General features: G+C 72.8%; 19 protein-coding genes. 9 read left to right on the top strand and 10 right to left on the bottom strand.

Annotation, left to right across the window (positions count from 1 at the left end; genetic code table 11):
• The first annotated feature begins 128 nt into the window (after positions 1–128).
• Both ACFW9Z_RS17815 and ACFW9Z_RS17810 read left to right on the top strand, forming a co-directional pair.
• Positions 129–920 (top strand): metal-dependent hydrolase, encoded by a 792-nt coding sequence (locus ACFW9Z_RS17815; protein WP_384641289.1) that lies wholly within the window; start codon positions 129–131, stop codon positions 918–920.
• 102 nt (positions 921–1,022) lie between these two features.
• Positions 1,023–2,558, top strand: coding sequence for an ATP-dependent DNA ligase (locus ACFW9Z_RS17810; protein ID WP_384641286.1), 1,536 nt, complete (start codon positions 1,023–1,025; stop codon positions 2,556–2,558).
• A 45-nt stretch (positions 2,559–2,603) separates the two neighbouring features.
• On the opposite strand, the gene ACFW9Z_RS17805 is transcribed toward ACFW9Z_RS17810, so the two are convergent.
• Entirely contained in the window at positions 2,604–3,965 is a 1,362-nt protein-coding gene (locus tag ACFW9Z_RS17805) for an NAD(P)/FAD-dependent oxidoreductase (protein WP_384641283.1), read from the bottom strand.
• Between the two features lie 151 nt (positions 3,966–4,116).
• Positions 4,117–5,160, bottom strand: coding sequence for a phosphotransferase (locus ACFW9Z_RS17800; RefSeq protein WP_384641281.1), 1,044 nt, complete (start codon positions 5,158–5,160; stop codon positions 4,117–4,119).
• Between the two features lie 220 nt (positions 5,161–5,380).
• On the opposite strand from ACFW9Z_RS17800, the gene ACFW9Z_RS17795 reads away from it, so the two are divergent.
• From ACFW9Z_RS17795 to ACFW9Z_RS17780, 4 genes are all read left to right on the top strand, one after another.
• Positions 5,381–6,037: a hypothetical protein gene (locus tag ACFW9Z_RS17795; RefSeq protein WP_384641278.1), complete on the top strand. Its 657-nt coding sequence runs from the start codon at positions 5,381–5,383 to the stop codon at positions 6,035–6,037.
• An 84-nt stretch (positions 6,038–6,121) separates the two neighbouring features.
• Positions 6,122–6,784 carry a DsbA family protein gene (locus ACFW9Z_RS17790; protein ID WP_384641275.1) on the top strand — a complete coding sequence of 221 codons (663 nt, stop codon included), beginning with the start codon at positions 6,122–6,124 and terminating at the stop codon, positions 6,782–6,784.
• 127 nt (positions 6,785–6,911) lie between these two features.
• A complete protein-coding gene (locus ACFW9Z_RS17785) occupies positions 6,912–7,280 on the top strand; it encodes a BlaI/MecI/CopY family transcriptional regulator (RefSeq protein WP_384641273.1) in 369 nt (122 codons plus the stop codon).
• A complete protein-coding gene (locus ACFW9Z_RS17780; RefSeq protein WP_384641270.1) occupies positions 7,277–8,176 on the top strand; it encodes a M56 family metallopeptidase in 900 nt (299 codons plus the stop codon). Before ACFW9Z_RS17785 ends, ACFW9Z_RS17780 begins: the two co-directional genes overlap by 4 nt.
• A 13-nt stretch (positions 8,177–8,189) precedes the next feature.
• On the opposite strand, the gene ACFW9Z_RS17775 is transcribed toward ACFW9Z_RS17780, so the two are convergent.
• A complete protein-coding gene (locus ACFW9Z_RS17775; RefSeq protein WP_384641267.1) occupies positions 8,190–9,299 on the bottom strand; it encodes an NlpC/P60 family protein in 1,110 nt (369 codons plus the stop codon).
• Between the two features lie 303 nt (positions 9,300–9,602).
• Between ACFW9Z_RS17775 and ACFW9Z_RS17770 the strand changes: the two genes are divergently transcribed.
• Positions 9,603–11,159 carry a fused MFS/spermidine synthase gene (locus ACFW9Z_RS17770; RefSeq protein WP_384641264.1) on the top strand — a complete coding sequence of 519 codons (1,557 nt, stop codon included), beginning with the start codon at positions 9,603–9,605 and terminating at the stop codon, positions 11,157–11,159.
• A gap of 19 nt (positions 11,160–11,178) precedes the next feature.
• Here the strand turns inward: ACFW9Z_RS17770 and ACFW9Z_RS17765 are convergent, their stop codons facing one another.
• The 5 genes from ACFW9Z_RS17765 to ACFW9Z_RS17745 form a co-directional block, all read right to left on the bottom strand.
• Positions 11,179–12,960 carry an ABC transporter ATP-binding protein gene (locus ACFW9Z_RS17765; protein ID WP_384641261.1) on the bottom strand — a complete coding sequence of 594 codons (1,782 nt, stop codon included), beginning with the start codon at positions 12,958–12,960 and terminating at the stop codon, positions 11,179–11,181.
• Positions 12,957–14,864 (bottom strand): ABC transporter transmembrane domain-containing protein, encoded by a 1,908-nt coding sequence (locus ACFW9Z_RS17760; protein WP_384641258.1) that lies wholly within the window; start codon positions 14,862–14,864, stop codon positions 12,957–12,959. The genes ACFW9Z_RS17765 and ACFW9Z_RS17760 overlap by 4 nt, the downstream gene beginning before the upstream one ends.
• A 164-nt stretch (positions 14,865–15,028) precedes the next feature.
• The gene (locus ACFW9Z_RS17755) at positions 15,029–16,510 is read right to left on the bottom strand and encodes a Gfo/Idh/MocA family protein (RefSeq protein WP_384641255.1); all 1,482 of its coding nucleotides are present in this window, start codon (positions 16,508–16,510) and stop codon (positions 15,029–15,031) included.
• Between the two features lie 283 nt (positions 16,511–16,793).
• A complete protein-coding gene (locus ACFW9Z_RS17750) occupies positions 16,794–19,751 on the bottom strand; it encodes an FAD-binding and (Fe-S)-binding domain-containing protein (protein ID WP_384641641.1) in 2,958 nt (985 codons plus the stop codon).
• A 110-nt stretch (positions 19,752–19,861) separates the two neighbouring features.
• The gene (locus ACFW9Z_RS17745) at positions 19,862–20,371 is read right to left on the bottom strand and encodes a MarR family winged helix-turn-helix transcriptional regulator (protein ID WP_384641252.1); all 510 of its coding nucleotides are present in this window, start codon (positions 20,369–20,371) and stop codon (positions 19,862–19,864) included.
• A 107-nt stretch (positions 20,372–20,478) separates the two neighbouring features.
• Here ACFW9Z_RS17745 and ACFW9Z_RS17740 point away from each other — a divergent pair, with 107 nt between their 5' ends.
• Complete coding sequence (locus tag ACFW9Z_RS17740; protein WP_384641250.1) at positions 20,479–22,299, top strand: ABC transporter ATP-binding protein; 1,821 nt, start codon at positions 20,479–20,481, stop codon at positions 22,297–22,299.
• Positions 22,300–22,408: 109 nt separating this feature from the next.
• Here ACFW9Z_RS17740 and ACFW9Z_RS17735 read toward each other — a convergent pair whose 3' ends face one another.
• Positions 22,409–22,546 carry a hypothetical protein gene (locus ACFW9Z_RS17735; RefSeq protein WP_384641247.1) on the bottom strand — a complete coding sequence of 46 codons (138 nt, stop codon included), beginning with the start codon at positions 22,544–22,546 and terminating at the stop codon, positions 22,409–22,411.
• A 175-nt stretch (positions 22,547–22,721) separates the two neighbouring features.
• On the opposite strand from ACFW9Z_RS17735, the gene mltG reads away from it, so the two are divergent.
• Entirely contained in the window at positions 22,722–23,579 is an 858-nt protein-coding gene (gene mltG / locus ACFW9Z_RS17730; RefSeq protein WP_384641244.1) for an endolytic transglycosylase MltG, read from the top strand.
• 32 nt (positions 23,580–23,611) lie between these two features.
• Here the strand turns inward: mltG and ACFW9Z_RS17725 are convergent, their stop codons facing one another.
• Positions 23,612–24,709 carry an NAD(P)-binding domain-containing protein gene (locus ACFW9Z_RS17725; RefSeq protein WP_384641241.1) on the bottom strand — a complete coding sequence of 366 codons (1,098 nt, stop codon included), beginning with the start codon at positions 24,707–24,709 and terminating at the stop codon, positions 23,612–23,614.
• Positions 24,710–24,878 lie beyond the last annotated feature (169 nt).

Raw genomic sequence — 24,878 nt, 5'->3', positions numbered from 1 at the left:
TTGCCTGTCTTCCGCCCGGATGAGGGAACCGGCGGGCACCACCAAGATCATGGGCGATACGCTGCGCACTCAACCAGCCCGCGCCGTACCGGTGATGGGCCAAGGACGCACTGGGGGCGGAACAGACCATGATGGGACCGGCACACTCTCTGTCAGGGGCAGCGGCCTGGCTGGGGGTGGGTGCGGCGGCCGCCGCCGCGGGCCACACGATGCCCTGGCCCGTCCTCGTCGTCGGAGCGCTGATCTGCGCGGGCGCCGCCCTCGCCCCCGACCTCGACCACAAGTCCGCGACCATCTCACGCGCCTTCGGCCCCATATCCAAGGGGCTCTGCGGCATCGTCGACAAACTCTCCTACAGCGTCTACAAGGCCACCAGAGGCGCCGGCGACCCCCGCCGCACCGGCGGCCACCGCACCCTGACCCACACCTGGCTCTGGGCCGTCCTCATCGGCGCAGGCTGCTCCGCCGCCGCGATCTTCGGCGGCCGCTGGGCCGTCCTCGGCATCCTCTTCGTCCACCTGGTGCTCGCGGTCGAGGGCCTGCTCTGGCGGGCCGCCCGGGTCTCCAGCGACATCCTCGTCTGGCTGCTCGGCGCCACCAGCGCCTGGATCCTCGCGGGCGTCCTGGACCAGCCCGGCCAAGGCGCCGACTGGTTCTTCGACGCCCCCGGCCAGGAGTACATGTGGCTCGGCCTGCCCATCGTGCTCGGCGCCCTGGTCCACGACATCGGGGACTCCCTGACCGTCTCGGGATGCCCGATCCTGTGGCCCATCCCGATCGGCCGCAAGCGCTGGTACCCGATCGGACCGCCGAAGGCCATGCGGTTCCGGGCCGGCAGCTGGGTGGAGATGAAGGTGCTGATGCCCGCGTTCATGGTGCTCGGGGGAGTGGGCGGGGCGGCCGCCCTCAACTACATATGACGCGACGCCTTCTTTTGCCGCATATGAGGCGACGCCCTCTTTTCGGCGCGCCCGGTGCCTCTTGAGCGGGCGCGCCGTCCGCGCCCGTAGCACCATGGCCGCATGCTGCTCGCCGAGCTCGCCCAGGTCTCCCTGGAGGTCGCCGCCACCTCCGCCCGCTCGCGAAAGGTGGCGCTCCTCGCCGGTCTCTTCCGGGACGCCGGGCCCGAGGACGTCCCCGTGGTCATCCCGTACCTCGCCGGACGGCTGCCCCAGGGCCGGATCGGCGTCGGCTGGCGCAGCCTCGGCGACCCCGTCGAGCCCGCCGCCGCGCCCACCCTCACCGTCACCGGGGTCGACGCCGAACTGACCGCGCTCGCGGCCGTCTCCGGTGCCGGGTCCCAGGCCCTGCGCAAGGAACGGCTGCGCGCCCTGTTCGCCGCCGCCACCGCCGACGAGCAGCACTTCCTGAAGGCCCTGCTCACCGGGGAGCTCCGTCAGGGCGCCCTGGACGCCGTCGCCGCCGACGCGCTGGCCAAGGCAGCCGAGGCCCCGCCCGCCGACGTCCGCCGGGCCGTCATGCTCGCCGGATCGCTCCCGGAGGTGGCCCGGACCCTCCTCGCGGACGGCCCCGGCACGCTCGCCGCCTTCCGCCTCACCGTGGGCCGCCCCGTCCAGCCGATGCTGGCCCACACCGCCGCCTCGGTCACCGAGGCCGTCGACAAGCTCGGGCCCTGCGCCGTGGAGGAGAAGCTCGACGGCATCCGGGTCCAGGTCCACCGGGACGGCGACCGGGTCCGCGCCTACACCCGGACCCTCGACGACATCACCGACCGGCTGCCCGAACTGGTCACCGCCGTGGCCGCGCTGGACGTGCAGCGCTTCATCCTGGACGGCGAGGTGATCGCGCTGGGGGAGGACGGCAGGCCGCGCCCCTTCCAGGAGACCGCCTCCCGGGTCGGCTCGCGGCGTGACGTGGCCGCCGCTGCCGCCGGCGTACCGGTCGTGCCGGTCTTCTTCGACGCCCTCTCGGCCGACGGCGAGGACCTGCTCGACCTCCCCTTCGCCGAGCGCCATGCCGCCCTGGCCCGGCTGCTGCCCGAGCCCCTGCGGGTCCGGCGCACCCTCGTCCCCGACCCGGGGGACGACGCCGCCCGCCGGGCCGCCGAGGCGTTCCTCGCCGAGACCCTGGAGCGCGGCCACGAGGGAGTGGTGGTCAAGGACCTGGCCGCCGCCTACAGCGCGGGGCGCCGGGGCGCGTCCTGGCTGAAGGTCAAGCCGGTGCACACCCTGGACCTGGTGGTGCTGGCCGCCGAGTGGGGGAGCGGCCGCCGCACCGGCAAGCTCTCCAACCTCCACCTGGGCGCGCGCCGCCCCGACGGGACGTTCGCGATGCTCGGCAAGACCTTCAAGGGGCTCACCGACGCCCTGCTGGAGTGGCAGACCGAGAAGCTGCGGGAGCTGGCGACCGGCGAGGACGGACACATCGTGACCGTACGCCCGGAACTCGTCGTCGAGATCGCCTACGACGGACTCCAGCGCTCCACCCGCTACCCGGCGGGTGTCACCCTCCGCTTCGCCCGCGTCCTGCGCTACCGGGAGGACAAGACCGCGCGGGAGGCGGACACGGTGGAGACGGTCCTGTCCCGGCAGCGGTGAGCCGCGCCCCCGTTGTGCGTGGGGGCGCGGCTCGGACGCCGGTGCTCAGTGCTTGATCACCGTCGACTCCGTGTGCTCCTTGATCTGCTCCGGCGTCAGATAGGCGTCCGTGTACTCGAAGTCCCGCAGCGTCGCCGGTTTGCGGGACTGGAACCCGGTCCGTACGAAGTCGTCACCGGCGATCGCGTTGAGCATCCAGTTCGTCATGACCCGGGTCTTGGCCACGTTCGTCCGCAGCGCCGACCAGTGGTAGCCGCGCGCCACCGCCTGGGCGGGCAGCCCGTGCAGTTCGATGCCCAGCGGCTTGGAGACCGCGTCCTTGCCGCCGAGGTCCACGACGAGCCCCAGATCCTTGTGGACGTAGTCCCTGAGCGGCTGGTCGCGCAGCGAGGCGATCAGGTTGTCCGCCGCCACCTTGCCCTGGCGCATCGCGTGCTGGGCGGTCGGCGGGCAGACCGCCCCGTCGCCCTTGGCCAGATCGGGCACCGCCGCCGCGTCGCCGAGCGAGAACACCCCGTCCGCGCCCGGAAGTCTCAGCTGCGGGGTCACGGCCAGCCGGCCCCGTACGGTCTCCGCGTCGAGTGTGGCGATCAGCGGACTGGCCGCCACCCCCGCCGTCCAGATCAGCGTCCGGCAGGGCAGCACCCGGCCGTCGGTGAAGGTGACCTCCTCGGCGGCCGCCTTGGCGATCGAGACGCCGAGCGACACCTCGATGTTCCGCTTGCGCAGGATCTCCAGGGCGGCCCGGCCCAGCTTGTCGCCCAGCTCCGGCATGAGCTTGGGCGCGATGTCGATGAGATGCCACTTGATCAGCTTCGGGTCCAGCCGGGGGTAGTGCCGGATCGCGTTGGTGGTGAGGCGCTGGAGGCAGGCGGCCGTCTCCGTGCCCGCGTAACCACCGCCGACCACCACGAACTGGAGCCGGGAGGCCCGCTCGGCCTCGTCCTGGCTGGCGTCGGCCAGATCGAGCTGGGCGATGACGTGGTCGCGTACGTACGCCGCCTCGGCCAGCGTCTTCATCCCGCGCGCGTGGTCCAGCAGCCCGGGGATGTCGAACGTCCGGGTCACACTGCCCGCGGCCAGCACGATGTGGTCGTACGGCTCGTTGACGATCTCGTCCGTGATCTTCCGGATGACACAGACCTTGGCCTTCGTGTCCACGCCGATCGCCCCGCCGGGGATGATCCGGGTGCGGTGGCGGCGGCTGCGGCGCAGGGAGACCGCGACCGACTGCGGAGTGAGCACGCCGGAGGCCACCTGGGGCAGCAGCGGCAGATAGAGCTGGTACGAGAACGGCGTGACGAGCGCGATCTCGGCCTCGCCCGGAGCCAGCCTGCGCTCCAGCCGTCGTACACATTCGACACCTGCGAAGCCGGCGCCGACGACGAGAATCCTGGGTGGTGCCACGGTCTGCGTCCCTTCTCGGGCTTGCGTGGTTCTGCGCTCGCCTGCCCCGTATACCGGCCGATGCACTCCTCATCCTCACCGGATGCGGCCCGCTCCGCCTCCCGGCGGGGGTGAACGGGCCGCCGCGCGGTGGACGCGCGGCGGCCCGGGATCACAGCGGCGGCTCGGTGTGCAGCTCACGCAGCCAGCGGGCCGTCTCGGCGCCGCCGGGGGCGGCCGGAGCGCCGGGAGCGGGGAACATCCGGCCCCAGGAGGCGGCCCGGCCCAGCGCCGCGAGCCGCCATGCCAGGCTCACCGCCCGCCGCAGATCGCCCGACGCCATCCCGTCGCCCGTCCACGGCTCCAGATAGGCGTCCCGCAGCCGGGGCAGCACCTGGGGCCCGAACCGGTCTTCGGCCGACCGGGCGGGGACCAGCAGGCTGGAGAACGGGTGGCCCACCAGGGCGTCGCCCCAGTCGAAGAAGGCGAACCGGCCGGGGGCGGGCCGGAAGAGCTGGCCGTCGTGGAGATCGGCGTGGTCCAGCGAAGCGGCCACCCCCACCGCGGCCAGCTCCTCGCACCACTCCACCAGCCGGGGCCGCAGGACCTCCAGCGCCGCCCGCTCCTCCCGGGTCAGCGCCTGGTTCTCCGCCACCAGCGTGTCGAACAGCTCCGGCAGTTCGTCCGGGCGGGCGCTGGGCACCCCGAGACCCGCCACCTTCTCCGCGTACGGGATGAGTGCGCGCTGCATCACCGCGTAGCTCCGCAGGGCGTCCTCCCAGTCCGCGAGCGTGCCCGCGCCCTCGTCCAGCACCTGCCACAACAGCGGCCCGCCGTCCGGCATCAGGCACCAGCCGCGCTCCGCCTCGACGGCGAGCGGCACCAGGACATGGTCCGGCACCCAGTCGGCCAGGGCGGCGGCGAGAGACGCCTCGAAGGCGGCGGCCGGGGGCACGGCCTTGAACCACACCGGCCGGTCACCGGGGCCACCGGCGACGGAGAACCGTACGAGCACCGACCAGGGCCGCAGCCGCACCTCCCGGGGGCCGGACTCGCGCAGCCCGTGGGCCGCCAGATGCCCGGTCACCCACTCCAGGGCCTCCGCCCGGCGGTCCGCGTCGTCCCAGGGGGTTTTCGCGTCCGGGAAGCGCCCCCGGTCCACGGTCTCGGCCCGGCCGTCATCATCACATCTGCCGATATCAGCAACTCTGCGCATCGGAGCATTCGACCACCCGCCCGACCGGCCCCGCATCCCTATTTGGAGCCCGGCCCGGGTGGCCCCGCGCTCCTGTACGGGGCTTTGCCCGGCCCGCCGCGCATCCCCGTCGAAGGGCGGGGGAGGGCGGCGAGTACGCTGCCGATGCGTGCGCGGCCGCGCGGCGCAGGCCGTCCCCCCCGGGGCCAACCCAACTCCACCTCCTGCGAAAGCCACCGGTATGCCGCCGCTCCGCCCACCCGGTCCCGCCTCCCCGGCGGCCGGGGTCGTGCGCGGGCTGCGGGCCGGGGCGCTCGCGGCGCTGTGCGTGTCGCTGCCGCTCGTCGGCCATCTGCTCGCCCGCTGCCGTGCCCCGGTGTGGGTCCTCCTCGCGGCGGTCGCCGGGGTGGCCGTCCCGGCGGCGGTGGTGCTGACCCGGCGGCGGCTGTCGGACACCCAGGTCGTGGGGGTCCTCGCCGCCTCCCAGCTGGCCTACCAGCTCGCGTACGCGCTGCCCGGGGTCTGCCGTGCGGTGGGCACGGGCGGGGTGCCGCTCTGGACCGGGCACGGCGCGAACACCCATGTCCCCTCGGGCGTGCTGCTCTCCGGGCAGCTGGTCGCCCTGCTCGTCGCGGCCCGCGCGCTGGGCCTCACCGAGCGGCTGCTCGGGCAGGGCAGGCCCCTGCTGGCGGCCGTGGGCCGCCTCCTCGCCCTCGTCCGGCCCCCGGCGCAGGACGACCTCCGCGTCCCGTGGCCGCAGGGCGGGCACCGGGGGCGCACCCGGCGCCCGAAGTCGGCCGTCCTCGCGCGGCTGCGGTCGGGGCGGGCCCCTCCGCCCGGCGGCCTCGCGCCGCCGCTGAGCCGGACCGTCCCGGCCGGCGGCCTCTGCCTGCCCTGACGGGCCCTGCGGGGCCCGTCCTGCCCCGCCGGGCACCCGACGACCACCGCCGTGCCCGGCCAGTTCCGTGAGGACGAACGACCCATGAAGAAGCATCTGATCGTCGCAGCAGTGATCCTGGCCGCGCTGGCCGCCGGACTCGGCTCCTTCCTGCTGCTGGCACCGAAGGACCGCGACCGGGGAATGGCGGACATCGAACCGGCGGCCCAGGCCCAGCCCGTACGGGCGTCCAGCCACCGGCTGACCACGCCGGAGCGGAGCGAGCTGACGGTGGTGGAGTTCCTGGACTTCGAATGCGAGGCGTGCGGTTCGGTCTACCCGGCGGTGGAGAAGCTGCGCGAGGAGTACGGGGACCGGGTCACCTTCGTCGTCCGCTACTTCCCGATGCCGGGTCACCGCAACGCCGAACTCGCCGCCCGCACGGTGGAGGCCGCCGCCGGGCAGGGCAAGTTCGAGGAGATGTACGGCAAGCTCTTCGACACCCAGGCGCAGTGGGGCGAGGCCACCGAGTCCAAGGAGACGCTCTTCCGTGAGTACGCCGAGGAACTGGGCCTCGACATGGCCGCGTTCACCAAGGCGCTGAACGACCCGAAGACCGCCGAGCGGGTCGAGGCCGACCAGCGTGACGGCCTCGGGCTCGGTGTCCAGGGCACCCCGACGTTCTTCGTCGACGGGCTCAGGATCGCCACCCCCGCCTCGTACGAGGAGTTCCGCCGACTCATCGAGGAGGGGCTGGCGCGCGGATGATACGGAGCCGGGCACGGTCCCGGGCCGTATAGGCACCGGGCGGCGGGGCACGAACCTACTATGTGATGCCGGGCGCGCGAAGGCGTCGGGATGCGGGGACGCGGGGATGCTGGAAGAGGGACGCGGAATGCGACGGCTCGGAGAGCTTGAGGCCGAGATCATGGACTGTCTGTGGAAATGGGACAGACCGGCGACGGTCCGCGAGGTCGTCGACGACATCAACCTCCGCCGCCCGGCCGCCTACACGACGGTCATGACCGTGGCCACGATCCTCTACGACAAGGGCTGGCTGACCCGGCGGAAGCGGGGGCAGGCGTGGCTCTACACCCCGGTGCGCAGCCGTGAGGCGTACTCGGCGGCCCTCATGGAGGACGCCCTGGGGGCGAGCCGGGACCGCTCGGCCGCCCTCGTCCACTTCGTGGAACGGATGACCGACGAGGAGGTCGCCGCGCTGCGCGAGGCGCTGCGGGCGACGGGCCGGGGCGGCGAGCTGTGAACGCGGCCCCCGCCTTCCTCGGCTACGCGGCCGCCGTCGCGGTGGTGGCCCCGCGCGTGCTGCTCCGCAGCGCCTGGCCCCAGCGGGCACCCCTGCTGGCGGTCGCCGTCTGGTTCGCCCTCGCGGCGTCCTTCTCGCTCTGCCTCTCCCTGGCCGCCCTGCACCTCGCCACCCCGGGGGCGCATCTGCACGGAGTCCTCTACTCCTGCGGGGCGGCCCTGGGGCTCGGCCCGTCCGCCGGGGGCGCGCTGTCCGCCCTGGGGCCGGCGGCGTTCGTCGTGCCGGCCGCCGCCCATCTGACCGCCTTCGCCCTGCACACCGTACGGGCGTACACGGCCCGGGCCCGGCACCGCGAGGTCCTGGACAAGGTGGGCCGCCCATCGGCGCGGCTGCGGGCCACCGTGGTGGAGCACGCGGAGCCCGCCGCCTACTGCCTCCCGGGCCGCCGGGCGAGGATCGTCGTCAGCAGCGGTGCCGTCGACGCCCTCACCCGTGACGAGCTCGGCGCCGTCGTCGAACACGAGCGGGCCCACATCGACGGCCGCCACCACCTGGTCCTCGCGGCGGCCCATGCCTTCGCCCGGGTCCTCCCGGGGGTGCCCCTGGCCCGGCATCTGCGGGAGCAGGTCCCCCTGTTGCTGGAGATGGCCGCCGACGACCGGGCCCTGCGCCGCTCCCCGCACCACGCGCTGGCCACGGCGATGTTCACCCTCGCCGCGGGCCGGGCACCGCGCGGGGCGCTCGCGGTCGGGGGCGAGAGCGTGGTGATCCGCCTGAAGCGGGTGCTGGTGCCGCAGCGCGGTGTACGTCCCGCCCTCCGCTGCACGGTCGGCACCGGCGCCCTCCTGGCCCCGCTGCTGCCCGTCCTGCTGACCTGTCACGCCGGACTCGGGTGACCGGCCGACAGGCTCAGATCCGTACGCCCCACATGAACGGCATCCCGCTGCGCGCCATCGACTCGTAGCGCACCTGGGCCCCCGGCTTCGGGGAGTGGAGGATCTGGCCGTTCCCGGCGTAGAAGCCGACATGGCTCAGGTCCGTACGCATGATGACGAGGTCGCCGACCCTGAGGTCGCTCAAGGAGTTGATCCGGGTCCCGAAGTTGGCCTGGGCCTGGGAGGTGCGGGGCAGGTCCACCCCGGCCTGTTTGAACGCCCAGGAGGTCAGCCCGGAGCAGTCGAACGACCCCGGTCCGGTGGCCCCCCACACGTACGGCATGCCGACCCTGGTCTTCGCCGCCTCGAAGGCCGAGCCGGTACGTCCCGGAGAACCGGCCTCGTTCCCGGAACCGGCCGTGTTGCCCGCGCTCGCCTGGTTGCCGGTGCCCGTCTTGTTCCCGGCGGCGGCCTGGTTGGCGAGCTGGACCCGCTCGCTCGCCCGGTTGGCCCGCTCCTCCTTGGCGGCGATCTCGGCCCGCTCCTTGGCCGTCAGCGTGTTGAGGAGGCGCTGTGCCTCCGCCAGCTTGCCCTGGATCTCGTTCTTCCGGTTGCCCAGTTCCTTGCGGGTGTCCTGCAGACCGGCGAGCTTCTCGGCGGCCTGGGTGCGCTGCTGCCGCAGGGCGCGCTGTTCCGAGAGGAACCGCTGGAGCGCCTCCGACTGCCGTGCGCCGACCCGGTCGAGCACCGACGCCTCGTCGAGGAAGGCGTCCGGGTCGGACGAGAGCAGCAGCTGGACCGAGGGGTCGAGGCCGCCGCTGCGGTACTGGGCGGTGGCCGCGGAACCGAGGCCGCGGCGCAGCTCGTTGAGGTCGTCCTGCTTACGGGCCACGGCCGCCTGGAGGTTGTCGGCCTCCTTCTGGAGCTTCTCGGCCTTCTCCTTCGCCCCGTTGTACTTCTCCGTCGCCTGGGTGGCGTCCTCGTAGAGGCGGTCGATCTGGGCCTGCACGCCCTTCTTGTTCGGATCCGGCAGGGGATCGGCCGACGCCGACTGGGCGGAGAGCGCGACGCTCACCGCGGCGGTCGCCGTGATCACGGAGACGTAACCGTGGCTGGGCTGCTTGGGACGACGATGGGACGCCACTGGGACGGGCTCCTTCTTTCCTCGGCCGCCGGCGGACGGCTGGGCCGTCCGTCAAGCCCCGCGGCGGTGCTGCGGATTCAGCGACGCCTCCACCGGCCCCCGGGGCGGGTGACCGGCCGTGCGGAGGCTGGGCCTCGCATACTAATCATCTTAGTGGCCTGCATCCAAGCGCCGACGGTCGCCTGCGTCCGAGCGCCGCCGACCGTGGCTCCGCTTCCGAGCTCCGAGCCCCGCCCCTGGCCCGCCCGAGCGCCGACCTGTCCGGGCAGCGGGAGTTCGGCCTCCGCATGGGAGGATGCTGCCGTGACCACACCGCCCTCCTCCCCCGTGGCCGACGACTCACCCGTGGCCGACGGCCCGCCCCGCGACCGGGGGCTGGGCCATCGTGCCGCAGCGGCCCTCGTGTTCGGCTCATCGGCCGCGGTCCTGGTGGTCGAGATCGTCGCCCTGCGGCTGCTGGCCCCGTATCTCGGCCTCACCCTCGAAACCAGCACCATGGTGATCGGCATCGCCCTCACCGCGATCGCGCTCGGCTCCTGGCTGGGCGGGCGCGCCGCCGACCAGGTCGACCCGCACCGGCTCATCGGCCCCGCGCTCGGGGTCTCCGGCGTGGTCGTCTCGTTCACCCCGCTGCTGCTCCGCACCACGGCGGAGTGGGCGGCGCCGCTGCTCCTGCTGGTCGCGGCGGGGACCCTCCTGGTGCCCGGCGCCCTGCTCTCGGCCATCACCCCGATCGTCACCAAGCTGCGGCTCACCAGCCTCGCCGAGACCGGGACGGTGGTGGGGCGGCTCTCCGGCGTGGGCACCTTCGGCGCCATCGTCGGCACGGTCCTCACCGGCTTCGTCCTGGTCTCGCGGCTGCCCGTCAGCTTCATCCTGACCGGCCTCGGCGGCCTGCTGGTGATCGCCTCCGCGCTGGTCCGGTGGCGGGCGCGCAACCGGCGCCGGGGATCGGCCGTGGCGCTGGCCACCGTCGTCGCGGGCTCCCTCGCCACCGGGTTCGCCCCCGGCGGCTGCGACGCGGAGACCCGGTACCACTGCGCCCGGATCGTCGAGGACCCCGACCGGGCCACCGGCCGCACCCTCGTCCTGGACGGGCTGCGCCACTCCTATGTAGACGTCGACGACCCGACGTATCTTCAGTTCGCCTACGTGCGCGCCATCGCGGCGGTGGCCGACACCGCGTTCCCCGAGGACCAGCCGATCGCCGCCCACCACATCGGGGGCGGCGGCCTCACCTTCCCCCGCTACCTCGCCACCGCCCGCCCCGGCACCCGCAGCCTCGTCTCCGAGATCGACGGCGGGGTCGTCCGCATCGACCGCGAACAGCTCGGCCTCGACGAGTCCACCGGCATCGACGTCCGCGTCGAGGACGGCAGGCTGGGCCTGAAGCGGCTGGACGCCGACAGCCGGGACCTGGTCGTCGGCGACGCCTTCGGCGGTGTCAGCGTGCCCTGGCACCTCACGACCACGGAGGCGCTGACCGACGTACGCCGGGTGCTCAAGGACGACGGCCTGTACGTCGCCAACCTCATCGACCACGGCGAACTGGCCTTCGCCCGCGCCGAAGTCGCCACCCTGACCGAGCTCTTCACGCATGTCGCCCTCATCGGCGCCCCCGTGGACATCGGCCTCGACCCCGCCGCCACCCCGGTGGGCGGCAACCTGCTGGTGGTCGCCTCCGACCGGCCGTTCGACACGCGCGCGATCCAGAAGGCTCTGGACGCCCGGGAGACCGGCTGGAGGATCGCCACCGGGGACACCGTCACCGCCTGGACCGGCGACGCCCCGGTCCTCACCGACGACTACGCGCCCGTCGACCAGCTCCTCCAGCCCCACCGCACCCGAACGGTACGGTGACCCCCGGGCCCGGAGCCCCTCACCCGTGCCAGGAGCGCCACAGCGCCGCGTACGCGCCGTCCGCCGCCACCAGTTCGTCATGGCTGCCCAGCTCGCTGATCCGGCCGTCCTCCACCACCGCGATGACGTCCGCGTCGTGCGCGGTGTGCAGCCGGTGCGCGATCGCCACCACCGTACGGCCCTCCAGCACCCGGGCCAGCGAACGCTCCAGGTGGCGGGCGGCCCGCGGGTCGAGCAGCGAGGTCGCCTCGTCCAGCACCAGCGTGTGCGGGTCGGCCAGGACGAGACGGGCCAGGGCGATCTGCTGCGCCTGCGCCGGGGTCAGCGCGAACCCGCCCGAACCGACCTCCGTGTCCAGCCCCTTCTCCAGGCCCTTCGCCCAGCCGTCCGCGTCCACCGCGGCCAGCGAGGCCCACAGCTCGGCGTCCTGGGCCCCGTCCCGGGCCAGCAGCAGGTTGTCCCGCAGCGAACCGACGAAGACATGGTGCTCCTGGTTGACCAGGGCCACATGTTCACGGACCCGCTCCGCCGTCATCCGCGACAGCTCGGCCCCGCCGAGCGTCACCTCTCCGGTGCGCGGTGCGTAGATACCGGCCAGCAGCCGGCCCAGCGTCGACTTGCCCGCGCCCGAAGGACCGACCAGGGCGAGCCGGGTGCCCGGAGCCACCTCCAGCGACACCTGGTGCAGGACGTCGACGCCCTCCCGGTACCCGAAGCGCACGTCGTCCGCCCGTACGTCCCGGCCGTCCGGCCCGACCGCCGTGTCACCGGCGTCCGGCTCGATCTCCCGTACGCCGACCAGCCGCGCCAACGACACCTGGGCGACCTGGAGTTCGTCGTACCAGCGCAGGATCATCCCGATCGGGTCGACCAGCATCTGGGCCAGCAGCGCGCCCGTGGTGAGCTGCCCGACCGTCAGCCAGCCCTCCATCACGAACCAGCCGCCGAGCAGCAGGACCGCGCCGAGGACGGTCACGTACGTGGCGTTGATGACCGGGAAGAGCACCGAACGCAGGAACAGCGTGTACCGCTCCCAGGCCGTCCACTCCGTGATCCGCCGGTCCGACAGCCCGACCCGGCGGGCGCCGAGCCGGTGCGCCTCCACGGTCCGCCCGGCGTCCACGGTCTCGGCGAGCATGGCGGCGACGGCCGCGTACCCCGCCGCCTCCGAGCGGTACGCGGAGGGCGCGCGCCGGAAGTACCAGCGGCAGCCCACGATCAGCACCGGCAGCGCCACCACCACGGCCAGCGCCAGCGGGGGCGCGGTCACGGTGAGCGCGCCGACCAGCAGCCCGGCCCACACGACGCCGATGGCCAGTTGCGGTACGGCCTCCCGCATCGCGTTGGCCAGCCGGTCGATGTCCGTGGTGATCCGGGAGAGCAGATCGCCCGTCCCGGCCCGCTCCAGGACCCCCGGCGGCAGCCCCACCGACCGTACGAGGAAGTCCTCGCGCAGATCGGCGAGCATCTCCTCGCCCAGCATCGCCCCGCGCAGCCGCATGGACCGGGTGAACACCGTCTGGATCACCAGCGCGAGGGCGAAGATCGCCGCCGTGCGCTCCAGATGCAGATCGGCGACCCCGTCGGAGAGGTCCTCGACCAGCCCGCCGAGCAGATACGGCCCGGCGATCGACGCGATGACCGCCACCGCGTTGGCACCGATCAGGAGGACGAAGGCCTTGCGGTGGCGCCGCAGCAGATCCCGTACATAACTCCGTACGGTCGTGGGGGTGCCCACGGGCAGGGTGGTGGCCGACTCCGGGGCGGCCGGGTCGTACGCCGGGGGTGCGACGCCGATCATGCCCTCTCCTCGATTTCCTGGGTGCTCGTGCGGGCGCTCTTCACGGCGCTCTTCATGGCGGGGACCGCGTCGATCCCCGTACGGGCGTTCGCCGCGGCTTCTTCGTCGGTCTCGCGGGTGACGACGGCCCGATAGCGCGGTTCGGTGCGCAGCAGTTCGCGGTGGGTGCCCGCGGCGACCACGCTGCCCTCGTGGACGAGGACGACCCGGTCGGCCACGTCCAGCAGCAGCGGCGAGGAGGCGAACGCGACCGTCGTACGGCCCCGGCGCAGCTCCGCGACCCCGGCGGCGACGCGCGCCTCGGTGTGCGAGTCGACGGCCGAGGTCGGCTCGTCGAGCACCAGCGCCTCCGGGTCGGTGATCAGCGAACGGGCCAGCGCGAGGCGCTGCCGCTGACCGCCGGAGAGGGACCGGCCCCGCTCGGTGATCCGGGTCCGCATCGGGTCCCGGTTCTCGTCGGGCGACGCCTGGGCCAGCGCGGCGAGCACATCGCCGCACTGCGCGGCCTCCAGCGCCTCCTCGGCGGTGACGAGCCCGGAGGACGGCACGTCCAGCAGCTCCTGGAGCGTGCCGGAGAGCAGGACCGGGTCCTTGTCCTGGACGAGGACGGCGGTGCGCGCGGTGTCCAGGGGGAGTTCGTCGAGCGGTACGGCACCGAGCAGGACCGAGGGGGCCTGCTTCTCCGTTCGGGCGGTGTCCTCGGTGTCGTCGGCCTCAGAGGCGGCGACACCATCGGTCTCCGAGTCGGTCTGGGCGTGGCCGCCGAGCCGTTCGGCCAGCCGTCCCGCCTCGTCCGGATCGCCGCAGACGACGGCGGTGAACTGCCCCTGAGGCGCCATCAGCCCGGTGGCGGGGTCGTAGAGATCGCCCGAGGGGACGCCGCCGCCCGCCTCGGTGGCCGTCCGGTCGCTGCGGCGCAGCGAGAGCACCCGTACGGCACGCTGTGCGGACGGCCGGGAGAAGGAGTAGGCCATGGCGATCTCCTCGAAGTGACGGAGAGGGAAGATCATCAGCGTGGCCGCGCTGTAGACCGTGACCAACTGGCCGACCTCGATGCGGCCGTCGCGTACGAGCGTCGCTCCGTACCAGATCAGGGAGATCAGCAGGATGCCCGGCAGCAGCACCTGGACCGCCGAGATCAGCGCCCACATCCGGGCCGAGCGGACGGCCGCCCGGCGGACCTCCTGGGAGGCCCGGCGGTAGCGGCCGAGGAACAGCTCCTCGCCGCCGATGCCGCGCAGCACCCGCAGCCCGGCCACGGTGTCCGAGGCCAGCTCGGTGGCCTTTCCGGCCTTCTCTCGCTGCTCGTCGGCGCGCCGGGTGGCGCGCGGGAGCAGCGGCAGCACCGCGAGGGCCAGGACGGGCATGGCGACGGCCACCAGGACGCCGAGGGCCGGGAGGTAGAGGACCAGCCCCACGCAGACCAGTACGAGGGCGGTGGCGGCGGCCGCGAAGCGGGAGAGCGCCTCCACGAACCAGCCGATCTTCTCCACGTCCCCCGTCGAGACGGCGACCACCTCACCGGCCGCGACCCGCCGGGTCAGGGCGGCGCCCAGCTCGGCGGTCTTGCGCGCCAGCAACTGCTGCACCCGGGCGGCGGCGGTGATCCAGTTGGTCACGGCGGTCCGGTGGAGCATGGTGTCGCCCACCGCGATCGTGATGCCCAGGAGCGCGACCAGGCCGCCGGCCAGCGCGAGGCGCGAGCCGGAGCGGTCCACGACGGCCTGGACGGCGATGCCGACGGTGACGGGGAACCCGGCGATGCTCACCTGGTGGAGCAGTCCCCAGCCGAGGGCCTTGAGCTGCCCGCCGAGCTGATTGCGCCCCAGCCAGTACAGGAAGCGTGGGCCCGACCGTACATCGGGGTCGCCGGGATCCGTATACGGAAGATCGCGAATCTGCATGACGTCCCAGGGCTAGAAGTGCTCGGGGTCCGTACGGACCCCGGAGACACGGGTGACCAAACCGTGCAAGGTTCGCTTCCCGTCCCCCTCCCGGGCAACCGGTTTTCGCGGCCGTCCCGCCGCCCCGCGGGGTCCCGGGCCGAGCCGCCCGGGACCCCATGGTGTCAGGTGGCGGGCTTCTCCGAGTCCATGCCGGACCTGGCCTCCTTCCACGCCCCCCGGGTGAAGTCCGGGATCGGCAGCGGGGCGCCCTTGGCCTTGATGGAGAGGTGGCTCAGCGGCACCGGAGCCGTCCAGACGGCCGCGTCGTACACATCGAAGTCCGGGACGAGCCCGAGCCGCATGCACTGCATCAGCCGGAACACCATGATGTAGTCCATCCCGCCATGGCCGCCCGGCGGATTGGCGTGTTCCTTCCACAGCCAGTGGTCCCACTCGGCGTACTTCTTGAAGTCGTCCCACCGGTGGTCCGTGTTCGTGGGCTCCAGATAGATCCGCTCCGGATAGTCCTCGAACACGCCCCGGGTACCGCCGAGGCTGTTGATCCGGGAGTACGGGTGCGGCGAGGACACATCGTGCTCCAGCCGGATCACCCGGCCCTTGGCGGTCCGCACGAGGCTGATCGTCCGGTCGGCGCCGATGTACGACTCCTTCCAGCTCGGGTCACCGGGTGGCATGTGCTCCTCGCGGTAGGCGGCGAGGCCGAGGGCGGGGGTGCCGACGCTGGTGATGGAGACGGCCCGGTCGCCCCGGTTGACGTCCATGTAGTTGGCGACCGGGCCGAACCCGTGGTTGGGGTAGAGGTCGCCGCGGAGCCGGGTGTGCCAGAGCCGCCGCCACGGGCCCTCGTAGTAGTCCGGGTCGAACATCAGCTGCCGCAGATCGTGGTTGTACGCCCCCGCGCCGTGCAGCAGGTCCCCGAAGAGGCCCGCGTGTGCCATCCGGAGCACCCGCATCTCGTTCTTGCCGTAACAACAGTTCTCCAGCTGCATGCAGTGGCGCCGGGTGCGCTCGGAGAGGTCGACGAGCTGCCAGAGCTCCTCCAGCCGCATCGCGACCGGACACTCCACGCCGACGTGCTTCCCGTTCAGCATCGCGGCCTTCGCCATCGGGAAGTGCGTCTCCCAGAGGGTGGCCACATAGACGAAGTCGATGTCGCCGCGTCGGCACAGGTTGACGTAGTCGTCCTCGCCCTTGGCGTAGACGGCGGGGGCGGGCTGCCCGGCGGCCGTCACCTTGGCCGCGGCCTTCACCGTCTTCTCCCGGACCGGGTCGCAGACCGCCACGACCCGGACGCCGGGGACCGCGAGGAAGAGGTCGATCATGCTGTCGCCCCGGTTGCCGAGACCTATGATCCCGACCCGTACGGTCGAGCGCCGCTCGAAGGGGACGCCCGTCATCGTGCGGCCCTGACGGGCGGGGGCTGCCGCTGCGGCCGCCACGGCTCGCACGGCTTCCGGGGCGGCGCTCCCGGCGGCCGACGCGGTGCCTCCCGTCAGGGAGCTCAGGCCGAGTCCGGCCCCGGCCACGCCCGCCGTGGTCCACAGCACCGAACGGCGGCTGGGGTCCTGCCGGTCGGCGTTGTCGCCGGTGTTCTGCGGGGGGAGGTCCTGCGGTGTCTGTCCGGGCCGGGCGTCGTCGTTCATCGAGCCTCCAGGTGGGGTGTGGGGGTTCTGGACGGTGCGCGAGCGGGTCCGGTCCCGTACCGGTGGGTGAGCGGGGCCGGGGGACCGGTCCTCGGTAAGGACCCTGGACGGTGAGGCTGATGGTGCGCAAGAGAGCCAATTGGACTCTCGTACTCAAACCATGGACTTTTCTTCAGGGCGCGCGAAGGCCCCGACTGGTCCAACCAGTCGGGGCCTCTGACCTGCGCTCGGCCGGGTCCTCCGGGCCTTCGGGTGCTCCGGGGTATCCGGTTCCTTCGGGTGCTCAGCGGCCCGGTGGCCGGGTGGCGCGCTCCAGCTCGATCAGGGCGGAGCGGTAGGGGTGCCCGGTGGCCCGCTCCATGCCGATCTCGCACATCCGGTTGGCCGACAGATAGGCTTCATACGTACGGGAGTTGACCTCGGCGGCCTCCTTCGCCGTGGCCGTATCGGTCAACTCCTTGTGCAGCATGCCCCGGTCGCCCGCGAACGCGCAGCACCCCGCCCCGTCCGGGACGGTGACCTCTTCGGCACAGGCCTCGGCCACAGCACGCAACTGCTCGACATCACCCAGGTGTTCCATTGAGCAGGTCGGGTGGACGACGGCCGATCCGGTCCGCTCGAACACCCTCAGCTCCGGCAGCAGTTCACCGGCCGCCCACATCAGCGAGTCCACGACGGTCAGCTCCCGGTGCAGCGCCCGGTTGTCCTCGGTGAGATACGGGACGACCTCCTCGGCGATCCCGAGCGTGCAGGAGGAGGCGTCCACGACCAGCGGCAGGGTCCCGCCCGCCGTCCAGCCCCAGGCCGCTTCCACGATGCGGTTCGCCATGACCCTGTTGCCGGTGTCGTACCCCTTGGAGTGCCAGATCGTCGCGCAGCACGTCCCCGTGACGTCCTCGGGGATCCACACCGGCTTTCCGGCCCGCGCGGAGACGGCCACCACGGCCTCGGCGAGGGAGGGAGCACAACGGCCATCAGCTTCCGTCCCGGGTCCGGCGAAGATGCGGTTCACACAGGCCGGGTAGTAGACCGCGCTCGCCCCCACCCGTGCGGTGCGGGGCAGCTCCCGGGCGGCGGAACCAGGCAACTGAGGCAGCCACTCCGGTACGAGATCGGGGCGTACGGCCCTGCGGGCGAGCCGCGTCACCGACTCCAGCAGCCGCTCGCCGCCCCGCTCTCCGATGGCGTGCCCCGCCGCCACGGCGAGCCGCGCCGAGGCCTCCACCACATGGAAGTTCTTCGCCGTGAGCGCGGCGATCCGCTCCTCGCGCGGGGTGTGCCTGCGGTGGCGGAAGCCCTTCATCATCGCCCCGGTGTCGATGCCGACCGGACAGGCGAGCTTGCAGGTGGAGTCCCCGGCGCAGGTGTCCACGGCGTCGTACCCGTAGGCGTCGAGCAGCCCGGCCTCCACCGGGGAGCCGTCCGCCTGGCGCATCATCTCGCGGCGCAGCACGATCCGTTGGCGCGGAGTGGTCGTCAGATCTTCGCTGGGGCAGGTGGGTTCGCAGAAACCGCACTCGATGCACGGGTCGGCGACCGCCTCCACCTTCGGAATGGTCTTCAGACCGCGCAGATGGGCGCGGGGATCACGGTCGAGGACGATGCGCGGCGCGAGGACCCCTTCGGGGTCGATGACCTGCTTGGTCCGCCACATCAGCTCCGTCGCCCGCTCGCCCCACTCGCGCTCCAGGAAGGGCGCGATATTGCGGCCGGTGGCGTGCTCCGCCTTGAGGGACCCGTCGAACCGGTCCACGACGAGCGCGCAGAACTCCTGCATGAACGCGTCGTACCGCTCGACGTCGTCCGGCCGTGCCGCGTCGAAGGCGAGCAGGAAGTGCAGATTGCCGTGGGCCGCGTGCCCGGCGACGGCGGCGTCGAAGCCATGCCGTGACTGGAGCTCCAGCAGGGCCTCGCAGGCGTCGGCCAGCCGGTCCGGCGGGACCGCGAAGTCCTCGGTGATCAGCGTCGTACCCGAGGGGCGGGAGCCGCCGACCGCCGTGACGAACGCCTTGCGCGCCTTCCAGTACCCGGCGATCGTCCCGGCGTCCCGGGTGAAGGCGTTGGTGACGGAGGCGGCCGGAACCACCAGGTCCAGCCCCCGCATCACGTCGGCGGCGGCCTCCTCGTACGCCTCCTGGCCCGCCTCGTCCGGGGCGCGGAACTCGACGAGCAGCGCGGCCGTTTCACGGGGCAGCGCCGCCCAGTCGGCCGGGACGCCCCGCACGCTGACCGAGGCGCGGAGGGTGTTGCCGTCCATCACCTCCACCGCGATGGCCCCCGCCTCGTTGAACCGGGGGACGGCGGCAGCGGCGGCAGTGAGGGAGGGGAAGAAGAGCAGGGCGCTGGTGACCCGCCGGTCCAGCGGCAGGGTGTCGAAGACGGTCTCGGAGATGAAGCCGAACGTGCCCTCGGAGCCGACCATGAGCCCGCGCAGGATCTGCACCGGGGTCGCCCCGTCGAGGAAGGCGTCCAGGCGGTAGCCGTTGGTGTTCTTGATGGCGTACTTGGTACGGATGCGGGCGGTCAGTTCCTCGTCCGCCTCGATCTCCGCCTTGAGCGCGAGCAGCCCCGCGCACAGCCTTGGCTCCGCGCGGGCCAGCTCCTCGTCGGCGGCCGGGTCGGCGGTGTCGACGACGGTGCCGCTCGGGAGGACGAAGGTGAGGGAGGCGAGAGTGCGGTAGGAGTTGCGGGTGGTGCCCGCCGTCATGCCGGAGGCGTTGTTGGCGACGACCCCGCCGACCGTGCAGGCGATGGCGCTCGCCGGGTCGGGGCCGAGCAGCCTGCCGTACCGGGCGAGGGTCGCGTTGGCCCGCATGACGGTGGTCCCCGGCCGGATCCGGGCCCGCGCGCCGTCGTCCAGCACCTCGACACCGGTCCAGTGACGGCGTACGTCGACGAGGATGTCCTCGCCCTGCGCCTGGCCGTTCAGGCTGGTGCCGGCGGCCCGGAAGACCACCTCGCGGCCCTTGCCGTGGGCGTAGGACAGGATCGCGGAGACGTCGTCGAGATCCTCGGGGACCAGCACGACCCGGGGGAGGAAGCGGTAGGGGCTGGCGTCGGAGGCGTACCGCACGAGGTCGGAGACCTTCCAGAGCACCTTGTCCGCGCCGAGCAGGGCGATCAGCTCGGAACGCAGGGGCTCCGGGGTGCCGCTCGCGCTCCGGTCGGTGACCCGGTCGATGGCGGGTGCGCGTGCCGTACGGGGGCGGAGGGCTTCCGGGTCGGGCTCCAGCAGCGGCATGTCGGCGTCCCCTTCGGCGGTCGTACGGTGCACGGCCCCCGGCCCGGGGCCGTGCGCACTCGGTCTCGGCAGCGCCGGTCTCAGCAGCGCCGGTCTCAGCAGCGGCGCTCTCAGCAGCGGCGCTCCGGCATTCCGTCGACCAGGGCGGAGAGCAGCCCGCCGAGCACCTCCCGCTGGTCGGCGGTCAGTGGGGCCAGGATCTCCTCTGCGGCCGCCCGGCGCGCGTTGCGCAGGGAGCGCAGTGTGGCGCGTCCCTCGTCGGTGATCTCGATGCGCACCACCCGGCGGCTGTCCGGGTCCGGGGCGCGCCGGACCCGTCCGCTCGCCTCCAGGGCGTCGACCAGTGTCGTCACGGCGCGCGGGACGACATCCAGGCGCTGGGCGAGATCGGCCATCCGGGGGGCCGCGTCGTAACTCGCGACCGTCCGCAGCAGCCGGAACTGGGCCGGGGTGATGCCGATCGGCTCCAGCTGGCGGCTCTGGATGCGGTGCAGCCGGCGCGTCAGCCGCAGCAACTGCTCGGCGAGCATGCCGTCGGGGTCGCGGTCACGATCGTGGGACCGGCCGACGGCGTCCGCCGCATCCGCGGCATCGGCGTCGGGGGAATCTGGTGCGTCCATGCGGGAACAATATCAGGACCCCGTTCATTGTGAGTATAGGTAACAGTGAGCTAGGCTCTGAATGGTCGGACCCGTCCGACTGTTCCGCACGCCCCACGAAGGAGCCCATGAAACCCGACGAAGTCACCTGGACGCCCCCGCCCGACGCGGCCTCCGACCGGCCGTCCGGCGAGGTGCGCCGGATCCTCCGCCTCTTCCGTCCCTACCGTGGCCGGCTCGCCGTGGTCGGGCTGCTGGTCGGCGCCTCCTCCCTGGTGTCGGTCGCCTCCCCGTTCCTGCTGCGCGAGATCCTGGACACCGCCATCCCTCAGGGCCGCACGGGGCTGCTGACGCTGCTCGCGCTCGGCATGATCCTCACGGCCGTGATGAACAGCGTCTTCGGCGTCCTGCAGACGCTGATCTCGACGACGGTCGGCCAGCGCGTCATGCACGATCTGCGCACCGCCGTGTACACCCAGCTCCAGCGGATGCCGCTCGCCTTCTTCACCCGCACCCGCACGGGCGAGGTGCAGTCCCGTATCGCCAACGACATCGGCGGTATGCAGGCGACGGTCACCTCCACGGCGACCTCGCTCGTCTCCAACCTCACCGCCGTCATCGCGACCGTCGTCGCCATGCTCGCGCTCGACTGGCGGCTCACCGTCGTGTCGCTGCTCCTGCTGCCGGTCTTCGTCGCGATCAGCCGCCGCGTCGGCCGGGAGCGGAAGAGGATCACCACCCAGCGGCAGAAGCAGATGGCCGCCATGGCCGCCACGGTGACCGAGTCCCTCTCGGTCAGCGGCATCCTCCTCGGCCGCACGATGGGCCGCTCCGACTCCCTCACCAAGGGGTTCGCCGAGGAGTCCGAGCGCCTGGTCGACCTGGAAGTGCGCTCCAGCATGGCGGGCCGCTGGCGGATGTCCATCATCGGCATCGTCATGGCCGCCATGCCCGCCGTCATCTACTGGTTCGCGGGCCTCACCGCCCAGCCGGGCTCCACCGCCGTCTCCATCGGCACGCTGGTCGCCTTCGTCACCCTCCAGCAGGGGCTGTTCCGCCCGGCGGTGAGCCTGCTCTCGACCGGTGTCCAGATGCAGACCTCCCTGGCCCTCTTCCAGCGGATCTTCGAGTACCTGGACCTCACGGTGGACATCACCGAACCGGAGAAGCCCGTCCGGCTCGAGAGGATCCGCGGCGAGATCGCCTTCGAGAGCGTCGACTTCAGCTACAACGGCCGGGACGGCAAGGGCGCCCCCACGCTCAGCGCCATCGACGTGACCGTCCCCGCGGGCCACAGCCTGGCGGTGGTCGGCCCGACCGGCTCCGGCAAGTCCACGCTCAGCTATCTCGTGCCCCGCCTCTACGACGTCACCGGCGGCCGGGTCACGCTCGACGGGGTCGACGTCCGCGACCTGGACTTCGACACACTGGCCCGAGCGGTCGGTGTGGTCTCCCAGGAGACCTACCTCTTCCACGCCTCCGTCGCCGACAACCTCCGCTTCGCCAAGCCGGAGGCCACGGACGCGGAGATCGAGGCCGCGGCCCGGGCCGCGCAGATCCACGACCACATCGCCTCCCTGCCCGACGGCTACGACACCCTCGTCGGCGAGCGCGGCTACCGCTTCTCGGGCGGCGAGAAGCAGCGCCTCGCCATCGCCCGCACCATCCTCCGCGACCCGCCGGTACTGATCCTCGACGAGGCGACCAGTGCGCTCGACACCCGTACGGAACACGCCGTGCAGGAGGCGATCGACGCGCTCTCCGAGGGCCGCACCACCCTCACCATCGCGCACCGCCTCTCCACCGTCCGCGACGCGGACCAGATCGTCGTCCTGGACGGCGGCCGCATAGCCGAGCGCGGCACACACGAGGAGCTGCTCGACCGGGACGGCCGGTATGCCGCCCTGATCCGCCGCGACTCCCACCAGTCCCCGGTCCCGGCCCCCTGACCGCTCTCCTTTCCCCGCGCCCCGCGCACCCCATGCACCCCGCGCACCCCACGCAGCGGCGCCGCCGCTCCCGTGGGACGGGGAGCGACGGCGCCGGGCGGAGCGATGGTCAGACGAGCCAACCCACGAAGTGGACGATGCCGGCCAGCAGGTTGGTCAGGAAGTTCATCCGGTGGTTCTCCTTGTGCGTGGTGCATGTGTGGGACTGCGCGGTAGCGGTCTGCAGCCCGTTGACTGCGCTCTGCAATCATCACGCCCACCGGAGGAGATCAGCAACGAATCCTCGTACGATCACGCGTTCCAGCGAACATCCGCTCCCTTGTTCGTGTGTTCTGGTCGAGCCGTACGGCGTTCGTGTCGCCGGAGCCGACGCCGCAGCCGGGCTACCGGCCGGCGGCCGTGGACCGGGTTAACGTGCCCGCATGGTGAACGAGTCCCCGGACGCCCGTCCCCGTCGCAGACTCCGCCCGACCCGCCGCGGAAAGATCGTCCTGATCGTCGCGGGGCTGCTCGTCGTGTCGGCCGCCGTGCTGATCCCGCTCGCCCTGCTCGGCTCGGACGAGGAGAAGAAGAAGCAGGAGCGCCCGCAGAGCACCCTGGTGATCCCGGAGGGCTGGCGCGCCTCGCAGGTGTACGAAGCCGTCGACCGGGCGCTCGACCTGAAGCCCGGCACCACGCGGAAGACCGTGGCGACGGTGGACCTGGAGTTGCCCGACCAGGCCGAGGGCAACCCCGAGGGGTACCTCTTCCCGGCCACGTATCCGGTCGACTCCACGACCACGCCCACGAGCCTGCTGCGCTACATGGCGGACACCGCGCACAAGCGCTTCGGGGCGGACCACATTACCGCCGGGGCGCAGCGCAACAACGTCACCGTCTACGAGACGGCCACCATCGCCAGCATCGTCCAGGCCGAGGCCGACACCGCATCCGACATGGGCAAGGTCGCCCGGGTCGTCTACAACCGGCTGCTCCAGGACATGCCGTTGCAGATGGACTCCACCATCAACTACGCCCTCAAGCGCTCCACGCTGGACACCACCACCGCCGACACCCGGCTGGACAGCCCGTACAACAGCTACGTACGCAAGGGGCTGCCGCCGACCCCCATCGGCAACCCGGGGGAGGAGGCCCTGCGCGCCGCCATCACCCCCACGCCCGGCCCCTGGCTCTACTTCGTCACGGTCGCCCCCGGGGACACCCGGTTCACCGACAGCTACGACGAACAGCAGAAGAACGTCGAGGAGTTCAACCGCAACCGCCGCGCCGCCACGGGCTGACGGCACCGGTCGTCAGAGAGCGTCACCGATTGTCAAAGAGCGGCCCCGGCCTTCTCCTCCACCCTCCGCGGACCACCGGACCCCTCCAGCAGCCGCATCACCGACCGCACAGCGGCACGCCCCGCCCGGTTGGCGCCGATGGTGCTGGCGGACGGCCCGTACCCGACGAGATGGACGCGTCCGTCCCGTACGGCACGGGTGTTCTCCGCCCGGATGCCGCCGCCCGGCTCGCGCAGCTTGAGCGGGGCCAGATGGTCCACCGCGGGCCGGAAGCCGGTCGCCCACAGGATCACGTCCGCCTCGACGCTCCGGCCGTCGTCCCAGGCCACCCCGGTCGGCGTGATCCGGTCGAACATCGGCAGCCGGTCGAGCACCCCCTGCTCACGGGCGCGCCGCACGGCCTCGGTGACCGGCAGTCCGGTCACACTGACCACGCTCTGCGGCGGGAGCCCGTTGCGGACCCGCTCCTCCACCATCGCCACGGCGGCCCGCCCCCACTCCTCGGTGAACGGCTCGTCGCGGAAGACCGGTTCCCGCCGGGTCACCCAGAAGGTCCCGGCGGCGTACTCGGCGATCTCCATCAGATGCTGTGTACCGGAGGCGCCGCCCCCGACCACGATGACGCGCTGCCCCGCGAACTCCTCCGGCCCCGGGTAGTTCGCCGTGTGCAGCTGCCGCCCCCGGAACGTCTCCTGCCCCGGGTAGCGCGGCCAGAACGGCCGGTCCCAGGTGCCGGTCGCGTTGATCAGCGCGCGCGGGGCGTACGACCCCTCGGACGTCTCCACCAGCAGCCGCCCGCCGCTCCCCTCGCGTACGGCGCTCACCTCGACGGGCCGGTGCACACGCAGGTCGAAGCGGTCCTCGTACGCCGTGAAGTACGCGCCGATCACCTCGGACGAGGGCCGGGCGGGGTCCGCGCCGGTCAGCTCCATGCCCGGCAGCGCGTGCATCCCGTGGACCTTGCCGTACGTCAGTGAGGGCCAGCGGAACTGCCACGCCCCGCCCGGCCGGGGCGCATGGTCCAGCACCACGAAATCGCGGTCCGGCTCCAGACCGACGCGGCGCAGATGGTGGGCGGCCGAGAGCCCCGCCTGCCCGGCGCCGATCACGACCACATCCAGCTCGCGCACCCCAGTAATGTTCACGTTTCTACTAACTAGCGGGGCGCCCGGGATCTTCCCGGGCGCCCCCCACTTATCACCGCAGGGCGCAGCGCCCCCCCCCGCCCAGCCACCGCGCACCACCCCGAGCCGAGGCCGGAGCCGCCCGGGTCACAGCGCCCGGCGCCCCCAGCCACCG

Source organism: Streptomyces sp. NPDC059452 (assembly GCF_042750035.1).
Taxonomy (GTDB): domain Bacteria; phylum Actinomycetota; class Actinomycetes; order Streptomycetales; family Streptomycetaceae; genus Streptomyces.
Note: the sequence above shows the minus strand (reverse complement) of the source record. Positions and strands in the feature narration are given on the sequence as shown.

Bases quoted from the DNA above. Each gene is read 5' to 3' on its own strand.
- ACFW9Z_RS17815 (WP_384641289.1), top strand. From the start codon at position 129: ATGATGGGACCGGCACACTCTCTGTCAGGGGCAGCGGCCTGGCTGGGG.
- ACFW9Z_RS17810 (WP_384641286.1), top strand. From the start codon at position 1,023: ATGCTGCTCGCCGAGCTCGCCCAGGTCTCCCTGGAGGTCGCCGCCACC.
- ACFW9Z_RS17800 (WP_384641281.1), bottom strand. From the start codon at position 5,160: ATGCGCAGAGTTGCTGATATCGGCAGATGTGATGATGACGGCCGGGCC.
- ACFW9Z_RS17795 (WP_384641278.1), top strand. From the start codon at position 5,381: ATGCCGCCGCTCCGCCCACCCGGTCCCGCCTCCCCGGCGGCCGGGGTC.
- ACFW9Z_RS17790 (WP_384641275.1), top strand. From the start codon at position 6,122: ATGAAGAAGCATCTGATCGTCGCAGCAGTGATCCTGGCCGCGCTGGCC.
- ACFW9Z_RS17785 (WP_384641273.1), top strand. From the start codon at position 6,912: ATGCGACGGCTCGGAGAGCTTGAGGCCGAGATCATGGACTGTCTGTGG.
- ACFW9Z_RS17765 (WP_384641261.1), bottom strand. From the start codon at position 12,960: ATGATCGGCGTCGCACCCCCGGCGTACGACCCGGCCGCCCCGGAGTCG.
- ACFW9Z_RS17760 (WP_384641258.1), bottom strand. From the start codon at position 14,864: ATGCAGATTCGCGATCTTCCGTATACGGATCCCGGCGACCCCGATGTA.
- ACFW9Z_RS17755 (WP_384641255.1), bottom strand. From the start codon at position 16,510: ATGAACGACGACGCCCGGCCCGGACAGACACCGCAGGACCTCCCCCCG.
- ACFW9Z_RS17750 (WP_384641641.1), bottom strand. From the start codon at position 19,751: ATGCCGCTGCTGGAGCCCGACCCGGAAGCCCTCCGCCCCCGTACGGCA.
- ACFW9Z_RS17745 (WP_384641252.1), bottom strand. From the start codon at position 20,371: ATGGACGCACCAGATTCCCCCGACGCCGATGCCGCGGATGCGGCGGAC.
- ACFW9Z_RS17740 (WP_384641250.1), top strand. From the start codon at position 20,479: ATGAAACCCGACGAAGTCACCTGGACGCCCCCGCCCGACGCGGCCTCC.
- mltG (WP_384641244.1), top strand. From the start codon at position 22,722: ATGGTGAACGAGTCCCCGGACGCCCGTCCCCGTCGCAGACTCCGCCCG.